15 protein-coding genes are annotated in these 15,806 nt (G+C 66.9%); 9 read left to right on the forward strand and 6 right to left on the reverse strand.

Translation table 11 applies throughout. The features are described from left to right. Window positions 1–10 precede the first annotated feature (10 nt). The 4 genes from purE to ACT89O_RS22945 all read left to right on the forward strand — a co-directional run bounded on the left by purE (window position 11) and on the right by ACT89O_RS22945 (window position 3,803). A complete protein-coding gene (gene purE, locus ACT89O_RS22930; protein WP_121421480.1) occupies window positions 11–502 on the forward strand; it encodes a 5-(carboxyamino)imidazole ribonucleotide mutase in 492 nt (163 codons plus the stop codon). A gap of 79 nt (window positions 503–581) precedes the next feature. Next, complete coding sequence (locus ACT89O_RS22935) at window positions 582–1,754, forward strand: 5-(carboxyamino)imidazole ribonucleotide synthase (protein ID WP_487257460.1); 1,173 nt, start codon at window positions 582–584, stop codon at window positions 1,752–1,754. 2 nt (window positions 1,755–1,756) lie between these two features. After that, window positions 1,757–2,773: an L-threonylcarbamoyladenylate synthase gene (locus ACT89O_RS22940; RefSeq protein WP_426305488.1), complete on the forward strand. Its 1,017-nt coding sequence runs from the start codon at window positions 1,757–1,759 to the stop codon at window positions 2,771–2,773. 76 nt (window positions 2,774–2,849) lie between these two features. Next, on the forward strand, window positions 2,850–3,803 hold the full coding sequence (locus ACT89O_RS22945; RefSeq protein WP_487257461.1) for an SGNH/GDSL hydrolase family protein: 954 nt from the start codon (window positions 2,850–2,852) through the stop codon (window positions 3,801–3,803). 123 nt (window positions 3,804–3,926) lie between these two features. Here the strand turns inward: ACT89O_RS22945 and ACT89O_RS22950 are convergent, their stop codons facing one another. From ACT89O_RS22950 to dacB, 3 genes are all read right to left on the reverse strand, one after another. Continuing rightward, window positions 3,927–5,225 (reverse strand): lipase family protein, encoded by a 1,299-nt coding sequence (locus ACT89O_RS22950; RefSeq protein ID WP_487257462.1) that lies wholly within the window; start codon window positions 5,223–5,225, stop codon window positions 3,927–3,929. 131 nt (window positions 5,226–5,356) lie between these two features. Then, the gene (locus ACT89O_RS22955; RefSeq protein ID WP_055395455.1) at window positions 5,357–5,626 is read right to left on the reverse strand and encodes a SemiSWEET transporter; all 270 of its coding nucleotides are present in this window, start codon (window positions 5,624–5,626) and stop codon (window positions 5,357–5,359) included. A gap of 50 nt (window positions 5,627–5,676) precedes the next feature. Continuing rightward, complete coding sequence (gene dacB, locus ACT89O_RS22960) at window positions 5,677–7,149, reverse strand: D-alanyl-D-alanine carboxypeptidase/D-alanyl-D-alanine endopeptidase (RefSeq protein ID WP_487257463.1); 1,473 nt, start codon at window positions 7,147–7,149, stop codon at window positions 5,677–5,679. A 97-nt stretch (window positions 7,150–7,246) separates the two neighbouring features. Between dacB and ACT89O_RS22965 the strand changes: the two genes are divergently transcribed. The 5 genes from ACT89O_RS22965 (at window position 7,247) to corA (ending at window position 11,487) form a co-directional block, all read left to right on the forward strand. Next, the gene (locus ACT89O_RS22965) at window positions 7,247–8,245 is read left to right on the forward strand and encodes a DMT family transporter (protein WP_121421485.1); all 999 of its coding nucleotides are present in this window, start codon (window positions 7,247–7,249) and stop codon (window positions 8,243–8,245) included. A 30-nt stretch (window positions 8,246–8,275) separates the two neighbouring features. Further along, window positions 8,276–8,992, forward strand: coding sequence for a tRNA (adenosine(37)-N6)-threonylcarbamoyltransferase complex dimerization subunit type 1 TsaB (gene tsaB / locus ACT89O_RS22970; protein WP_487261290.1), 717 nt, complete (start codon window positions 8,276–8,278; stop codon window positions 8,990–8,992). 19 nt (window positions 8,993–9,011) lie between these two features. Further along, window positions 9,012–9,491: a ribosomal protein S18-alanine N-acetyltransferase gene (gene rimI, locus ACT89O_RS22975; RefSeq protein ID WP_121421487.1), complete on the forward strand. Its 480-nt coding sequence runs from the start codon at window positions 9,012–9,014 to the stop codon at window positions 9,489–9,491. A gap of 28 nt (window positions 9,492–9,519) precedes the next feature. Continuing rightward, window positions 9,520–10,302, forward strand: a complete 783-nt coding sequence (locus ACT89O_RS22980) for a uracil-DNA glycosylase family protein (protein WP_199727061.1) — start codon at window positions 9,520–9,522, stop codon at window positions 10,300–10,302. A gap of 198 nt (window positions 10,303–10,500) precedes the next feature. Next, window positions 10,501–11,487, forward strand: coding sequence for a magnesium/cobalt transporter CorA (gene corA, locus ACT89O_RS22985; protein WP_055398450.1), 987 nt, complete (start codon window positions 10,501–10,503; stop codon window positions 11,485–11,487). A 293-nt stretch (window positions 11,488–11,780) separates the two neighbouring features. Here corA and ACT89O_RS22990 read toward each other — a convergent pair whose 3' ends face one another. The 3 genes from ACT89O_RS22990 to pntB all read right to left on the reverse strand — a co-directional run bounded on the left by ACT89O_RS22990 (window position 11,781) and on the right by pntB (window position 15,802). Beyond that, entirely contained in the window at window positions 11,781–12,548 is a 768-nt protein-coding gene (locus ACT89O_RS22990; RefSeq protein WP_487261291.1) for a 5'-methylthioadenosine/adenosylhomocysteine nucleosidase, read from the reverse strand. Window positions 12,549–12,618: 70 nt separating this feature from the next. Further along, the gene (locus ACT89O_RS22995; RefSeq protein WP_121421489.1) at window positions 12,619–14,298 is read right to left on the reverse strand and encodes a long-chain-fatty-acid--CoA ligase; all 1,680 of its coding nucleotides are present in this window, start codon (window positions 14,296–14,298) and stop codon (window positions 12,619–12,621) included. A gap of 91 nt (window positions 14,299–14,389) precedes the next feature. Continuing rightward, the gene (pntB, locus tag ACT89O_RS23000; protein WP_055398453.1) at window positions 14,390–15,802 is read right to left on the reverse strand and encodes a Re/Si-specific NAD(P)(+) transhydrogenase subunit beta; all 1,413 of its coding nucleotides are present in this window, start codon (window positions 15,800–15,802) and stop codon (window positions 14,390–14,392) included. Window positions 15,803–15,806 lie beyond the last annotated feature (4 nt).

The raw sequence follows: 15,806 nt of genomic DNA on the forward strand, positions 1-15,806 counted from the left end.
CCTCCACACCATGAAACCCATCCAGATCGGCGTGGTCATGGGTTCCAGCAGCGACTGGGACACCATGCAGCATGCAGTGCAGATTCTTGAACAGTTCGGCATCGCGCACGAGGCCCGCGTGGTCTCGGCCCACCGCATGCCCGACGACATGTTTGCCTACGCCGAGGCCGCCGCGGGCCGGGGCCTCAAAGCCATCATCGCGGGCGCCGGTGGCGCCGCCCACCTGCCTGGCATGATTGCCGCCAAGACCACCGTGCCCGTGCTGGGCGTGCCCGTGGCCAGCCGCCACCTGCAGGGTGTGGATTCGCTGCACAGCATCGTGCAGATGCCCAAGGGCATCCCCGTGGCCACGTTCGCCATCGGCACGGCGGGCGCTGCCAATGCGGCCCTGTTCGCCGTGGCCCTGCTGGCCAACGAAAGCCCCGAATTGCGCCAGCGCCTGGAAGCATTCCGTGCCGAGCAGACGGAAGTGGCCCGCAACATGACCTTGCCGCCCGCATGAACACGACCCCCACGCTCCACCGCTGCGCGGGTCGCTGCCCCCCGAGGGGGCCGCTTTTTCATCTTGGGGCGGCCCGGCGATGAAAAAATCCACCCATCAACCCCTTCTGCCCGGTAGCACACTGGGCGTGCTCGGCGGCGGCCAGCTGGGCCGCATGTTTGTGCACCAGGCGCAGGCCATGGGCTACTTCACGGCCGTGCTCGACGCCGATCCCACCAGCCCCGCCGGGCTGGTGAGCCACCACCACATCCAGACCGGCTATGAAGATCCGCAAGGCCTGGCCGAGCTGGCCCGCCTGTCGGATGCGGTGACCACCGAGTTCGAAAACGTACCCGCTGCCGCGCTGGCCGCCCTGGCTGCGCAACGCCCCGTGTCGCCCGCCGCCAGCGCGGTGTCGGTGGCGCAGGACCGCGCGCGGGAAAAGGCCCACTTTGTGGCCTGCGGCGTGCCCTGTGCGCCGTATGCGGTGATCGAAACGGCGGAGCAACTGGCTGCAGTTTCTTCTGATCTGTTACCAGGCATCCTGAAGACGGCCCGCATGGGCTACGACGGCAAGGGCCAGGTGCGCGTGAAGACGCCCGCCGAGCTGGCCGCTGCATGGGACTCTGTCGGCAAGGTGCCCTGCGTGCTGGAGAAGATGCTGCCGCTGGCGCTGGAATGCTCGGTGATCGTGGCGCGCGGCGCGGACGGCGCCACCGTGCACCTGCCCGTGCAGCGCAACCTGCACCGCGACGGGATTCTGGCTGTGACGGAGGTTTTTGAACAAAATCTGCCCCCAGCGCTTATCCAACAAGCGGTAGCAGCTGCAATTTCGATAGCAAATGGTTTGCAATACGTCGGCGTGCTCTGCGTGGAGTTCTTTGTGCTGCAGGACGGCAGCCTAGTGGTGAACGAGATCGCCCCGCGCCCACACAACAGCGGCCACTACAGCCAGAACGCCTGCGATGTGTCGCAGTTCGAGCTGCAGGTACGCACCATGGCCCGCCTGCCGCTCACGCAGCCGCGCCAGCACAGCCCCGCTGTGATGCTCAACCTGCTGGGCGACCTGTGGTTTGCGCACGGCGACGCCGCGCAGACGCCCCCCTGGGCCGAGGTGCTGGCCCTGCCCGGCACGCACCTGCACCTGTATGGCAAGCGCGACGCCAAGCGTGGTCGCAAGATGGGGCATCTCAACATCACCGCAGCCACCCCCGAAGCAGCACGTGCCACTGCCCTGCAGGCGGCGGCCCTGCTGGGCATCGCACCGTTCTGACCATGATTCTTGACGGCACCCAGCCCGCATCCATCGCCGCCGCAGCGCGGGCCGTGCGCAGCGGCGCGCTGCTCGGCCTGCCCACTGAGACGGTGTACGGCCTGGCGGCCGACGCCAGCAGCGATGCCGCCGTGGCGCAGATCTTTGCGGCCAAGGGGCGCCCCAGCGACCACCCCCTGATCGTGCATGTGGCCAATGCCGAGGGCATTGCGCACTTCGCCAGCGAGGTGCCGGGCTTTGCGCAGAAGCTGGTCGATGCCTTCTGGCCCGGCCCGCTCACGCTCATCCTGCCGCGCCTGCCCGGCGTGGCCAGCGCCGCCACGGGCGGGCAGGACAGCGTGGGACTGCGCTGCCCCGCCCACCCCGTGGCCCATGCCCTGCTGCAGGCCTGCGCCGCACCCGGCGACAGCGACGCCCAGGGCGGCCCGCCCGTGTGGGGCGTGGCCGCCCCCAGCGCCAACCGCTTTGGCCGCGTGAGCCCCACCACCGCCCGGCACGTGCAGGACGAGCTGGGCGCCGAGCTGCTGGTGCTCGACGGCGGCCCGTGCGAAGTGGGCATCGAAAGCACCATCGTGGACTGCACGCGCGGCGTGCCCGTGCTGCTGCGTCCCGGCGCCATCACGCGCGAGCAGATCCGGGCGGCCTGCGGCATTGCGCCGCTGTCCAAAGACGACATGCCCGCGCTCACGCCCCGCGCCTCGGGCACGCTCGAAGCGCACTACGCGCCCGCCGCCAAGGTGCGGCTGATGGACGCCAAGGCACTGCAGACCGGCCTGGACCTGCTGGGCGCCGACGCCGCCCACATTGCGGTGTATGCCCGCGCAGCGCTGCGCACCCAATCGTCCAAGCTCGTCATGCGCCGCATGCCCGACGACGCCACCGCCACGGCCCAGCAGCTGTTTGCAGTGCTGCGCGGCTTTGACGACGATGGCGTGAAACTGATCTGGATCGAGACCCCGCCCACCAGCCCGGAGTGGGAAGGCGTGCGCGACCGACTGCAGCGTGCGTCTGCAGCGTGATTCCGGCCGCGCCAGGCGGCTTTACATGCGTTGACGTTGCACCGCTAAACTACCCCCCACTTTTCTGGAGAAATACATGGCAGCAAATTGGATGCGCCGCACCGTACTGGTCGCCGCATGTGCGTCGGCCGCGTTGCTCGCGGCCTGCGGTTCCAGCACCACCGAATCGGCCATCGCGCCCGAGCGCTTCATCGCGTTTGGCGATGCCAACAGCGATGTGGGGCAAAAAGGCACGCGCTATACCGTCAACGACGGCAGTGTGAACAACTGGACCCTGCAGGTGGCTGCCAACTACGGCAAGCCCCTTGCGGCCGCCTCTGCGGGTGGCAAGAGCTATGCCGTAGGCAATGCCCGCGTCAAGATCAAGCCCGACGCGGCAGGCAACGCCAGCACCCCCACCATCACCGAGCAGATCGACACCTTTTTGGCCAGTGGCAGCTTTGGCGCCAGTGACGTGGTGTTTCTGAGCGGCGGCATCAGCGACGTGATTGCCGGCATGGCCGCCGTGCAGGCCGGCACCCAGACCGAGGCCGCCATGGTGGCCGCAGCCCGCCAGGCGGGTGAAGACATGGCCGCGCAGGTGCGACGCCTGGTCGCCGCAGGCGCCAAATATGTGGTCGTGACGGGAACCTACGACCTGAGCAAGACCCCCTGGGCCAAGACCATTGGCCGTGAAGCCCTGTTGGCCGATGCGAGCAGCCGCTTCAACGACGGCCTGCTCGTGGGCATCGTGGACCTGGGTGCCAACGCGCTGTATGTGGACCTGGCCTACTACGTGAACCTGTACACCGGCGTGCCCGCCAACTACGGTTTCAACAACGCCACCACGGCCGTGTGCACCTCGGTGGATGCCACCAACGGCATCGGCATCGGCGCAGGACAGGTCAACTCTGCCCTGTGCACCGCCTCCACGCTGCTGCCGGGCGTCAGCCAGACCTCCTACGTGTTTGCCGACCCGGTGTACCTCACGCCCTCGGCGCAGCGCCAGTTCGGCACCTACGCCTACGACCGCCTGCGCGCCCGCTGGTAAGGGGCTGCTGACTCGCCCCAGCCGCCGCGGAGCCTGCTGCTGTGCTGGGGCAGCGGCCCACAAAAAAAGCCGACCCTTGGGTCGGCTTTTTGCTGTGCGGCTTGCTGTGGCAAGCCAGCTGGCTTACTTGACCATGTCGAACACAGCGCGCGCCTGGGCGTGGCAGAACGGGGGTTCGTAGGTGCCATGGTAGGCGCCGTAGTAGGTGGCAAACGCGGCCGATGCGGGGTCGGTGGGGGCCTGGCCACCCGGGCCAAAGGTGGCCTGGATGGCGGCATCGACGTCGACCGAGGTCACGTTGGTCAGGCCCCGGCTGTCGAAGTCGGCCTTCATCACGCGCTGGTGAATGGCTGGCGGCACTGTGGGGTCACCCGCGCCGCCGCACAGCAGCACGCGGGCCTTGGGGCTCCAGCCCAGCAGGTCGTTCTTCTTGGCCGCCAGGTACAGCGGGTGGGTGGTGCTGGTCTGCGAGCCCGTGATGAAGGCGGACTGGAACAGCGCATCGCGCGCCTGGTTGGGAGTGCCTGCGGGCAGGGTGCCCGAGGTGAGCAGCGTGGTGTAGGTCATCGTGGGGTTGGGCAGCAGGTTTTCGATGTAGCCCGAGTACGGTGCCTTGAAGACCTGCTTGACGTCCGTGTAAACGTCGCCATAGACCTTCTGCCAGGCCGTCACCAGATACGGCACGAAGAACTGCACCCCGGCAATCGCCTCCGGAATGCGCAGCGAGCCCGACAGGTTGTACGGGCCCGCCAGGTGGGCACCAGCAACCACATTGAATTCGCTGCCGTAGTCGCGTTCCGCAGCGCGGTGCGCGGCCATCGACGAGTGCCCGCCCTGCGAGTAGCCCGTGAACATGACCTTGCCCGACAGATTGGCCCCCACGGTGCCCGCTGCGTTGCGCGCGGCACGCACCGAGTCGATGACCGTGGTGGCTTCCGAGTCGGCATGCAGGTAGGGGTGGTAGCTGTAGCCCGACTTGGCAAAGCCCAGGTAGTCGGTGGCCACCACCGCATAGCCCTGGGCGGCGTACATGGCGGCGAGCAGGAAGGTTTCGTTGTCCTGTGGGTTGGCCAGGGTGCGGGGCTTTTGCACATCGGTGCCCTTGGCGTAGGCAATCAGCGGTGCGGCCGTGCTGCAGCTGCCAGCGGGCACCAGCATCACGCCCGAGGCGTTGGTGTTCTCTCCGGCCTTGGCGCCGACGGTGGCGTAGTTGAGCGCCACCACCTTGACATCACACTTCGCCTTGCCCGTGATGGCCTGCAGGCCGCTGCTGGAGGTGCCTGCGTCGATCTGCGCGGCCGTCAGCGTGGTCATCACGGCAGGGGGGTCGATCAGCGAGCCACGGTCTGGATCGTCAGAGCCACCGCAGGCGACAAGCAGCACCGCAGCAGCGGCAACACAGGTAAGGCGGAAATACTTCATGGATGGATACCTCAGGTCAAGAAACAACGACGCATCGTGCGCGCACCTGCACTGCACCATCCATAGGGGATAACGCGGACCGAACCAGCGGGCAGACGCCTAGGTGACAGCAGCCCGCCAGCAGTGGCCGCTCAACGATGGCCACGCGCCCCGTAGACCAGCTTCATCCCCAGGATCGTCCCCGCCAGCGCGAGCGTGATGGCGTTGGCCACCACGATGGGCCACGCCGCCAGGACGACGCCATACACCAGCCACAGCGCCACCCCCGCCGTGAACACGCTGTACATGCCCAGAGAGATGCCCCGGACATCGCGCGTGCGGAAGGTGTGCAGGGCCTGCGGAACGAAGCTGCAGGTGGTCAGGAAGGCGGCAACGTAGCCGATCAGCTCGGTGGTGGACATGAAGGGAGGCGGGTGACTGCGCGGCGGATGGCTGCGCGAGTGCGCATTATTCACTGGTCGCGCGCGGTCCAGTCGATCAGGCTGTCGAGCACGGGCCGCGCAGCGCCGGCATTGGCATGGTTGACCACGGCCACCAGCACATACCGCCGCCCGCTGGCCGCGTGCACGTAACCGGCCACGGCCATCACATCGCGCAGGCTGCCCGTCTTGAGGTGGGCCGTGCCCGCACGGCTCTGGCTGCGGCGCAGCGTGCCGTCCACCCCGGAGATGGGCAGCGACGCCACCAGCTCCGGCATCACGGGCGATACCCAGGCCACCTGCAGCATGCGCGCCAGTGCCTGGGCCGTCAGGCGGGCATCGCGGCTCAGGCCTGCGCCGTTGTCGGCCTGGGGCAGCTCGGCGTCGCCGATGCGTGCAAGCCACCACTGGCGCAGGGCATCGCGCGCGCCGTCGAAGGTGGCCACGCCGTTTTTCTGCAATGCCAGCGTCAGGAACACCTGCTGCGCCATCACGTTGTTGCTGTATTTGTTCACGTCACGCACCACCTCGGACAGCGCGGGCGAGGTGACGGTGAAGGCAGGCTTCAGGCCAGGCGGCACCTTGCCCTCGCGCACGCTGCCCGTGAGCTTGCCGCCCAGTTCGCGCCACATGCCCTCCACCGCACGCGCCGCAAAGCCGCGTGGGTCGGCCGCCGCCACGGGCCAGACGCGCTCGCCACATGCCGCGGGGTACACGCCCTGAAAGCTCACCTTGGCCGGGTCGGCCAGCTCCGCCCGCAAGGCACCACGCCAGTCGCCACACTCGGTGCCCGGCGCGCCCAGCGCCACGGTGGCCTGGCGCGCCACGCCCGCCAGGGGTGGGTCGTACTGAATGCGCGCCAGGCCTGCGGCGGCATCCGGCACAAAGGTCATCACCGACGATTTGTAGTTGAGCAGCAGCGCGTCGGGCGCGGCGTTGTAGGGGCGCAGGGGCTCGCCATCAAATCGCGCTGGATCGTGGTCGGGCACCTCAAAGGCGGTGCGGTCGAGCACGATGTCGCCCACGATGACCTGGATACCCTGGCCCTGCAGGCGGCGCATCAGCAGCCACAGCCGCTCCATGACCAGCTTGGGGTCTCCCTGGCCCTGGATGTAGACGTTGCCCCGCAGGCTGCCGTCCTGCACCGTGCCCTGCAGATAGACCGGGGTGTTCCACACATAGGCGGGGCCCAGTTGCTCCAGCGCGGCGTAAGTGGTCACCAGCTTCATCACCGATGCCGGGTTCACCGGCAACTGCGCACGGTGCGCCAGGCGCGCAGGCGAAGTCTTGCCGCCCTGGGCATCCACCACCATCACCGACAGGGCCTCGCGCGGTAACCTGGCGCGGGCCAGGGCGGCTTCGACCTCGGGCGGCAGCGGGGTGGCGGGCGCCGCCGCCTGGGCCTGGGCCGTGTCAACAGCCCCCACCAGAGCCAACCAGGCCACAACAACACCCAGGGCGCCACGCAGCGCAGCGCGGCGCCAAAAAACAGGAAGCAAAAGCATGGAGCGAGTCTATCGCCCGGCAGGAAACCCACCTGGGCCGCGGCGGCCCCCAGACCCGCTGCAAGCGCCGCCGCCCCCACCCACCGATAATCCCCCGATGCGTTTTTCTCCTCGTGCCATCGGCCTGCTGGCAGCAGTCGTGACGGTCACCATCTGGACGGGTTTCATCGTCATTGCCCGCGCCTCGGCCCAGCGCACGCTCACCCCGTTCGACATTGCGCTGCTGCGCATCGTGGGCGCCAGCCTGGTCCTGCTGCCCTGGGGCTGGTGGATGGTGCGGCAGCGCACCACAGCACTGGGCTCTGCGGCCCCGCCCTCCAGCCTGGCAGGTATCTCGCCCCTGCCGCTGCGCACCACGGTGCTGCTGGGCAGCTTTGGCGGTCTGCTCTACGCCATGCTGGCCTATGCGGGGTTCTTCCACGCGCCCGCCACCCATGCGGCGGTGCTCATGCCGGGCAGCCTGCCGCTGTGGACGGCGCTGCTCGCCGCCGTGCTGCTGCGCGACCACATCACCCCGCTGCGCGCGGCGGGCCTGGCGCTGATCGTGGCAGGCGACCTGCTGGTGGGCGGGCGCAGCCTGCTGGCAGCGTTTTCGGGCGGTGATGTGTGGAAGGGCGACGTGCTGTTCATGCTGGCCGCCTCCTGCTGGGCCACCTACAGCGTGCTGGCCCGGCGCCACGCCGTGGACGCCGTGCAGGCCACCATCGCCATCACCGCGTTTGCCTGCCTGGTCTATGTTCCCAGCTATGCCCTGCTGATTGCGCTGGGAACCGTCACCAGCCATCTGGCCATTGCGCCGTGGAGCGAGATCGTCTTTCACATGGCGTTCCAAGGTGGCGGGTCGGTGGTGATCTCGGGCATTGGCTTCACCCGCATGATCCAGCACTATGGCCCTGTGCGCTCCACCATGATCACGGCCCTGGTGCCCGGCCTCTCGGCCATCGGCGCGGTGATTTTTCTGGACGAGCCGATGTACTGGAACCTCGTCGCCGGCCTGCTGCTGGTGACTGCCGGTATCCTGCTGGGCGTGCTGCGCAGGAGCCAGGCGCCTGCGGTCACCCCGCCCACGCCCGTGCCTGGCCCTACCGTCCCCTGACCTCCTTTGCCGCGCAACCCCACTGGCCCCATGAATCTGCTTGCTTTCGACACCAGCACCGACACCCTTTCCATTGCCGTCCAGCACGGGGATGCCGTGTGGCAGCACACGGGTCCCGGGGGCGCGCAAGCATCGGCCACCCTGATCCCGACGGTGCGCAGCCTGATGGCACAAGCGGGCCTGTCGTTCGACACGCTGGAGGCCATTGTTTTTGGCCGGGGCCCAGGCTCCTTCACCGGCCTGCGCACCGCCTGCGCCGTGGCCCAGGGGCTGGCGTTTGGCGCGCGCGCGGGCCAGGGTGTGCCGGTGCTGCCCGTGGACACCCTGCTGGCCGTGGCCGAGGAAGCGCGCCACGCGCACGGCTGCACGCAGGTGGTGGCGGTGCTGGACGCGCGCATGGACGAGGTCTACCACGCGCGCTGCGAATGGGTCGCTGCCGAGGGCCGTTGGCACACCGAGGCCGACTTTGGCCTGGGCGCACCGGAATCCGTGCTTACCCCCGCAGGGTGGACGGTGGCAGGCAATGCGCGCACGCCCTATGGCGAGCGGCTGGCGCCCACGGCCGCCCACATGGCCGCGCTGCCCACAGCCACGGCGCTGCTGCGCCTGGCACCGGCCTTGCTGGCAGCGGGCGAAGGTGTGCCGGCCAGCGATGCGCTGCCGCGCTACATCCGCGATAAAGTGGCACAAACCACCGCCGAGCGGGCTGCGCTGCGCGCCGCCCAGGCGGTGCCCGCTCCTTTGTGAATCCTTTCTGCCGGACCCCATGAGCGCCCTGCCCACCCCGTCTGCCGGCGCGCCCGAGGCGCGCTTTGAAGCCCTCACGCTCGCGCGGCTGGATGCCGTGCTGGCGGTGGAACAACGTGCCTATTCGCACCCCTGGACACGCGGCAACTTCACCGATGCCATGGCATCGGGCTACCAGGCACAGGTGCTGATGGCGGACGAACACCTGCTCGGCTACTTCGTGGCCATGATGGGGGTGGACGAGGTGCACCTGCTCAACATCACCGTCACCCCCGAGTTCCAGCGCCAGGGCTGGGCGCGGGTGCTGCTGGACGCGCTGGCCCTGTGGTCACGCGGGCGCGGCGCCCAGTGGCTGTGGCTGGAGGTGCGCGTGAGCAACCTGCGCGCGCAGCACATCTACCAGACACACGGGTTCCGACGCGTGGGCGAACGCAAGCGCTACTACCCCGCTGACCTGGGCCAGCGCGAAGATGCCGTGGTCATGAGCCTGGCACTGTGAGCAACACCTTCAACCGGCCCTTTTTTCCATGAGCCTTCACCTCGATGCGCGGCAGCGCGCCATGCTGCAAGAAATGGGCGTCACCGTGTGGGTGCAGCCGGAGGCACCCGTAGCCCGCACCACAGCCGGGGCCCCCGCCGTCGCCGTGGCGGCGCCCGCCCCTGCCGCCCGCATGGCGCCCCCCACCGCCCCGGCACCCGCCGTGGCCAGCCCTCCTGCTGCGCGAGCGCCCCAGCCAGCGGCCCCGCGAGCACCCGCACCGGCACCTGCGGTAGAGAACGCAGGCGCAGCACCGGCCATCCCCAGCTTGCGGCTGCATGCGCCCCAGGTGCTTTACCCCAGCGCCGACCCATCGCAGACCCCGGCCGGGCTGGGTGGAGGCTGGCTGATCGTGACCGAGAGCCTGACGCCGGGCGAGCCGCTGGGTGGCGACGCAGGCCGGCTGCTGGACAACATGCTGCGCGCCATGCAGCTGCACAAGCACCCCCGTGTGTTCCTTGCGGCGCTGGAGCGCACTGCAGCCGGCGCAGAGACCGGTGGCGACAGCAACATCCCCGCCGCGCTGGCCGACGCCGTGGCTGAGTTACAACCCGCCCTGGTCCTGGTGCTGGGCCATGTGGCGGCGCGGGCGGCGCTGGGGCGCACCGAGCCGCTGGGCCGCCTGCGCGCGGGCCCGCACCAGCTGGCGGAATGCCCGGCCGTGGTGACCTACGACCCCGCGTTTCTCTTGCGCTCGCAAGACGTCAAGGCCGCCGCCTGGGCCGACCTGTGCCGGGCGCTGGCCATCGTGCGCCAGGCTTCGCCCGGCTGACCGCTGAGGGCGCGGGCATTTGCAACGACTCCACTGCAGCCGCAGTGCCATAATCCGCCGCCTGTCCATTTTTTTACGGAGAAAGCTCCTTGGAAACCTACCCGAGTTGGTAGCTTTCAGCTCCCCGGCCTGCCGCTGTGGGGTTGAAAGCACCCGATCCCCCACACCGCAGATGCCATACAACAAGGGAGTGAGCCCATGCTCAACATCTTCACGCTCGCCAATGGCCGGCTGTTCCAGGAAGAAATTGAATCGCTGGAAGAGCTGACCAAGTTCCAGCCGATCTGGGTGGACCTGGAAGCCCCCACGCTCGAAGAAAAACGCTGGATCAAGCAGCACTACGGCCTGTCCATCCCCGAGGATGCGATGGACGAGGACATCGAGGAATCCGCCCGCTTCTACGAAGAAGACAACGGCGAGCTGCACATCCGCAGCGACTTCTTGATTGACGACGACGAAGACCCCCGCTCGGTGCGCGTGGCCTTCATCCTGAACCAGCACAACGCCAACCTCAAGAGCCGGGGCGTGCTGTTTTCCATCCACGACGAAGACGTGCCGGTGTTCCGCCTGCTGCGCATGCGCGCACGCCGCGCGCCGGGCCTCATCGAGGACGCCAAGGAAGTTCTGCTCAAGCTGTTCGATGCCGACGCCGAGTATTCGGCCGACACGCTCGAAAACATCTACGACGAGCTGGAGAAAGTCAGCAAGCAAGTGCTGGCAGGCGACGTGACCGACGCCCTTGCTGGCGAGGTGCTGGGCGCCATTGCCCGCCAGGAAGACTTGAACGGCCGCATCCGCCGCAACGTGATGGACACCCGCCGCGCGGTGAGCTTCATGATGCGCAGCAAGATGCTCAACTCCGAGCAGTTCGAGGAAGCCCGCCAGATCCTGCGCGACATCGAATCGCTGGACAACCACACGGCGTTCCTGTTCGACAAGATCAACTTCTTGATGGACGCCACGGTCGGTTTCATCAACATCAACCAGAACAAGATCATCAAGATCTTCTCGGTGGCCAGCGTGGCGCTGCTGCCGCCCACGCTGATTGCGAGCGTGTACGGCATGAACTTCAAGTTCATGCCCGAGCTGGACTGGTCGCTGGGCTACCCGTATGCGCTTGCGCTGATGGTGGCCAGTGCGCTCGGGCCCATGTGGTATTTCCGCAAGCGCGGCTGGTTGAAGTAGCCCCCCTGTGGCGCTGCGCGCCTTCCCCCCCGAGGGGGGACGCCTCCAGCGGCCCGGCAAAGCCGATTCCGCGGTGGCGCTGGTATTTGGGGTGCGCCAGTTTCACGGCGCAGTTGTCGAACTTGTAGCCCCGGCGCTATAGCGGACTCCATGAATTCGGTCTCCCGACCGCTCGGGCTGAGCCTGTCGAAACCGAAGCGAAGCTGGTGATCGGTTCGTCGTTTATCTCAACGCAAAATATGAGTCAAATTGACCTCTATCGCTTATCCATAAAGCGTTAGCAGCTATCAATTTCAAAGTTTATGCATGAGGGCAAGCACCATGTGCTCGGCATAGCGGCTGGCCACGGTCTGCACGAAGAGGGGGAAGTCTACGTGCGCGGTGTCGTCGGCGCGGTCGGAGATGGTGCGCACAGCGGCGAAGGGGATGCCGTAGTCGTGACACACCTGGGCGACGGCGGCGCCTTCCATTTCTACGGCCAGCACATTGTGGCCAGCGTCGTGCAACGTGGTGCGCAGACGGTGGGCTTCATCGGCGGCAGAAACAAAGCGGTCCCCGCTGGCAACCAGGCCGTGGTGCGCGCGGTGCAGGGCATCTTTCGGTGTGCTCTGCGGCACATACTCCAAGCCAAATTGGCCTCTAGCGCTTGATACACAATCGTTAGCAGCTTCCAAAAGCATAGCAGACAATGCTGCATCACAGACTAGGCGGCTGCGTGCGTAGCCCGGCACTTCCCAGCGGGGGAACAGGGGAGAGGCGTCCATGTCGTGTTGGAGGTAGTCCTGCGCTACCACCACGTCGCCCACATTCACGCCATCGCCCACACCGCCCGCAACCCCGGTGAAGACGATGCGCGCCACACCGAAACGCTCGATGAGCGCCGTGGCCGTGGTGGCCGCCGCCACCTTGCCGATACCCGACAGCGCCAACACCACCGGACGGCCCTGCAGATCACCCAGCCAGAAAGCCCGGCCTGCGTGCATCACCCGCTGAGGGTGCAAGAGGTGATCAACCAGCGAGCTTTGCTCTTCGGGCAAGGCGCTGAGGATGGCGGTGGTCATGGGTTCTCCCTGAAAAACAAAGGCGGCCGAGGCCGCCTGGATTGTCAAGCGGGGCACGTGGCCCCACGGGTCACTTCTTGTCCCGAAGTTCGCGGCGCAGGATCTTGCCCACGGGGGTCTTGGGCAACTCGGTGCGGAACTCGATGACCTTGGGCTGCTTGTAGCCCGTGAGTTCAGCGCGGCAGAACTCCTTGACCTGCGCTTCGGTGAGCGCGGGGTCTTTCTTGACGATCACGAGCTTGACGGCTTCGCCGGTCTTCTCGTCGGGCACGCCCACCACGGCGCATTCGAGCACGCCGGGGCAGTTGGCCACGACCTCTTCCACCTCATTGGGGTAGACGTTGAAGCCGCTGACCAGCACCATGTCCTTCTTGCGGTCCACGATCTTGAAGAAGCCGCGCTCGTCCATGACACCGATGTCGCCGGACTTGAAGAAGCCGTCGTCGGTCATGACCTTGGCGGTTTCATCGGGGCGCTGCCAGTACCCGGCCATCACCTGCGGGCCCTTGATCGCGATCTCGCCGGGCTGGCCGAGGGTAGTGACTTCCTTGCCGTCGTCGTCGATCAGCTTCATCAGGGTGCCGGGGAGCGGCACGCCAATGGTGCCCGTGAACTCCTTGGCGGTCACGGGGTTGCAGCTGACCGAGGGGCTGGTTTCCGACAGGCCGTAGCCTTCGCAGATGGGGCAACCGGTCTTCTCCAGCCACAGTTTGGCCACGGCGCCCTGCACGGCCATGCCCCCGCCCACCGAGACCTTGAGGTTCTTCCAGTTGACGGTATTGAAGTCGGGGTGGTTGGCCAGGCCGTTGAACAGCGTGTTCACGGCCGGGAAGCTGTGGAAGGTGTGCTTGGACAGTTCCTTGAGCACGGCAGGCAGGTCGCGCGGGTTGGGGATCAGGATGGTCTTGCCGCCTGTGCGCATGCTCAGCATCATGTTCACGGTGAACGCAAAGATGTGATACAGCGGCAGCGCGCAGATGCTGGTCTGCTGTTCGCCTGCGGGCACCTTCTTCATCACGGGGTCGTTCCACGCCTCGGACTGCAGCACGTTGGCGATCACGTTGCGGTGCAGCAGCACGGCGCCCTTGCTCACACCCGTGGTGCCGCCGGTGTATTGCAGCAGCGCGATGTCGTCAGGCTTGATGTCGGGCTTCTTGAGCGTGCCGCGCGTGCCCTGGGCCACCGCGTCATTGAAGCGCACGGCACCCGGCAGGTTGTAAGCGGGCACCATCTTCTTGACGTTGCGCACCACATAGTTGACGAGCGCGCCCTTGAGCAGGCCCAACTGGTCGCCCATGGCGCACAGCACCACGTGCTTGACGGGCGTGTTCGCAATGCAGCTTTGCAGCGTGGTGGCGAAGTTTTCGATGATGACGATGGCCTTGGCACCCGAGTCCTTGAGCTGATGCTCCAGTTCGCGCGGCGTGTACAGCGGGTTCACATTGACCACCACAAAACCTGCGCGCAGGATGGCGGCCACCGTGACGGGATACTGCGGCACGTTGGGCATCATGATGGCCACACGGTCGCCCTTGACCAGGCCCAGGCCCTGCAGGTAGGCCGCAAACGCACTGCTCAGGGAGTCGGTCTGGGCATAGGTCACTTCCTTGCCCATGAAGCTGTAGGCCACGCGGCCCGCGTACTTGGTGAACGCCTCGTCCATGAGGGCCACGAGCGACGGATATTGCGTGGTGTCGATGTCTGCGGGGACGCCTTGCGGATAGGCAGTCAGCCAGGGGCGATGGGTCATTGTTGTCTCCTGATAAGTTTTATTGAGGTCGTGAAAACCGTGCTGCGCCTAACAGCACGGTCGTGCTTTTTTCGCGGTGGAATTATGCCCGTCACCCCTTGAGCGCGGAAAGAACTTCGTCGAGCATTTTCTTGGCGTCGCCAAACAGCATGCGATTGTTGTCCTTGTAGAACAGAGGGTTGTCCACCCCCGCATAGCCCGACGCCATGGAGCGCTTCATCACGATCGAGGTCTTGGCCTTCCACACTTCGAGCACCGGCATGCCGGCGATGGGGCTGGACGGATCGTCCAGCGCGCTCGGGTTCACGATGTCGTTGGCGCCGATGACCATGGCCACGTCGGCATTCGGGAAGTCCTCGTTGATCTCGTCCATCTCCATCACGATGTCGTAGGGCACCTTGGCCTCGGCCAGCAGCACGTTCATGTGGCCGGGCATGCGGCCTGCCACGGGGTGGATGGCAAAGCGCACCTCCACGCCCTTCTCGCGCAGGGTCTTGGTGATCTCGTACACCGTGTGCTGGGCCTGGGCCACAGCCATGCCGTAGCCGGGCACGATGATCACACTCTTGGCGTCGCGCAGCAGCTCGGCCGTCTCGGCGGAGCTGACGGGTACGGCCTCGCCCTGTGGCTCGGTGGCCTCGCCTTTTTTGGCGGGAGTTCCAGCGCCCGAGCCAAAGCCGCCCGCGATCACGCTGATGAAGTTGCGGTTCATCGCGTTGCACATGATGTAGGACAGGATGGCGCCCGAGGAGCCCACGAGCGCGCCCGTGACGATGAGCAGGTCGTTGGACAGCATGAAGCCCGTGGCCGCCGCTGCCCAGCCCGAGTAGCTGTTGAGCATGGACACCACCACCGGCATGTCGGCGCCACCGATGGCCATCACCATGTGGATGCCGAACAGCAGCGCGATCGCCGTCATCACCATCAGCGGCACCATGCCCTGTTCAATGGTCTCGGCGCGCAAGAACTCGCGGCCAAACCAGATCACGATCAGCAGCGCAGCCAGGTTCATCCAATGGCGGCCGGGCAGCAACAGCGGCTTGCCACCGATCTTGCCGTTGAGCTTGCCAAAGGCGATCAGTGATCCGCTGAACGTGATGGCGCCGATCAGGATGCCGACATAGATCTCCACCTCGTGGATGATCTTCTCCGCGCCTTGCAGCTGGATCGAGGTATCCACATAGCTGGCAAACCCCACCAGGCAGGCCGCAAGACCCACCAGACTGTGCATGAGCGCGACCAGCTCCGGCATCTGCGTCATCTTGACGACCTTGGCCGCATACAGGCCAATGCCGCCGCCAATGACCAGTGCACCGACGATCCAGGCCACCCCTGCGGGGCTGACGCGCGGGCCGAACACCGTGGCCAGCACGGCCAGCGCCATGCCGACCATGCCGAACAGGTTGCCCCGGCGCGAGGTTTCGGGGTTGGAGAGCCCGCCCAGGCTCAGGATGAACAAAATGGCCGCGCCCAGGTAGGCCACGGTAGCGAGACTTTGGGACATGTTC

It is taken from the genome of Acidovorax sp. NN32, from assembly GCF_057597245.1.

Bases quoted from the DNA above. Each gene is read 5' to 3' on its own strand.
- purE (WP_121421480.1), top strand. From the start codon at position 11: ATGAAACCCATCCAGATCGGCGTGGTCATGGGTTCCAGCAGCGACTGG.
- ACT89O_RS22935 (WP_487257460.1), top strand. From the start codon at position 582: ATGAAAAAATCCACCCATCAACCCCTTCTGCCCGGTAGCACACTGGGC.
- ACT89O_RS22940 (WP_426305488.1), top strand. From the start codon at position 1,757: ATGATTCTTGACGGCACCCAGCCCGCATCCATCGCCGCCGCAGCGCGG.
- ACT89O_RS22945 (WP_487257461.1), top strand. From the start codon at position 2,850: ATGGCAGCAAATTGGATGCGCCGCACCGTACTGGTCGCCGCATGTGCG.
- ACT89O_RS22950 (WP_487257462.1), bottom strand. From the start codon at position 5,225: ATGAAGTATTTCCGCCTTACCTGTGTTGCCGCTGCTGCGGTGCTGCTT.
- ACT89O_RS22955 (WP_055395455.1), bottom strand. From the start codon at position 5,626: ATGTCCACCACCGAGCTGATCGGCTACGTTGCCGCCTTCCTGACCACC.
- dacB (WP_487257463.1), bottom strand. From the start codon at position 7,149: ATGCTTTTGCTTCCTGTTTTTTGGCGCCGCGCTGCGCTGCGTGGCGCC.
- ACT89O_RS22965 (WP_121421485.1), top strand. From the start codon at position 7,247: ATGCGTTTTTCTCCTCGTGCCATCGGCCTGCTGGCAGCAGTCGTGACG.
- tsaB (WP_487261290.1), top strand. From the start codon at position 8,276: ATGAATCTGCTTGCTTTCGACACCAGCACCGACACCCTTTCCATTGCC.
- rimI (WP_121421487.1), top strand. From the start codon at position 9,012: ATGAGCGCCCTGCCCACCCCGTCTGCCGGCGCGCCCGAGGCGCGCTTT.
- ACT89O_RS22980 (WP_199727061.1), top strand. From the start codon at position 9,520: ATGAGCCTTCACCTCGATGCGCGGCAGCGCGCCATGCTGCAAGAAATG.
- corA (WP_055398450.1), top strand. From the start codon at position 10,501: ATGCTCAACATCTTCACGCTCGCCAATGGCCGGCTGTTCCAGGAAGAA.
- ACT89O_RS22990 (WP_487261291.1), bottom strand. From the start codon at position 12,548: ATGACCACCGCCATCCTCAGCGCCTTGCCCGAAGAGCAAAGCTCGCTG.
- ACT89O_RS22995 (WP_121421489.1), bottom strand. From the start codon at position 14,298: ATGACCCATCGCCCCTGGCTGACTGCCTATCCGCAAGGCGTCCCCGCA.
- pntB (WP_055398453.1), bottom strand. From the start codon at position 15,802: ATGTCCCAAAGTCTCGCTACCGTGGCCTACCTGGGCGCGGCCATTTTG.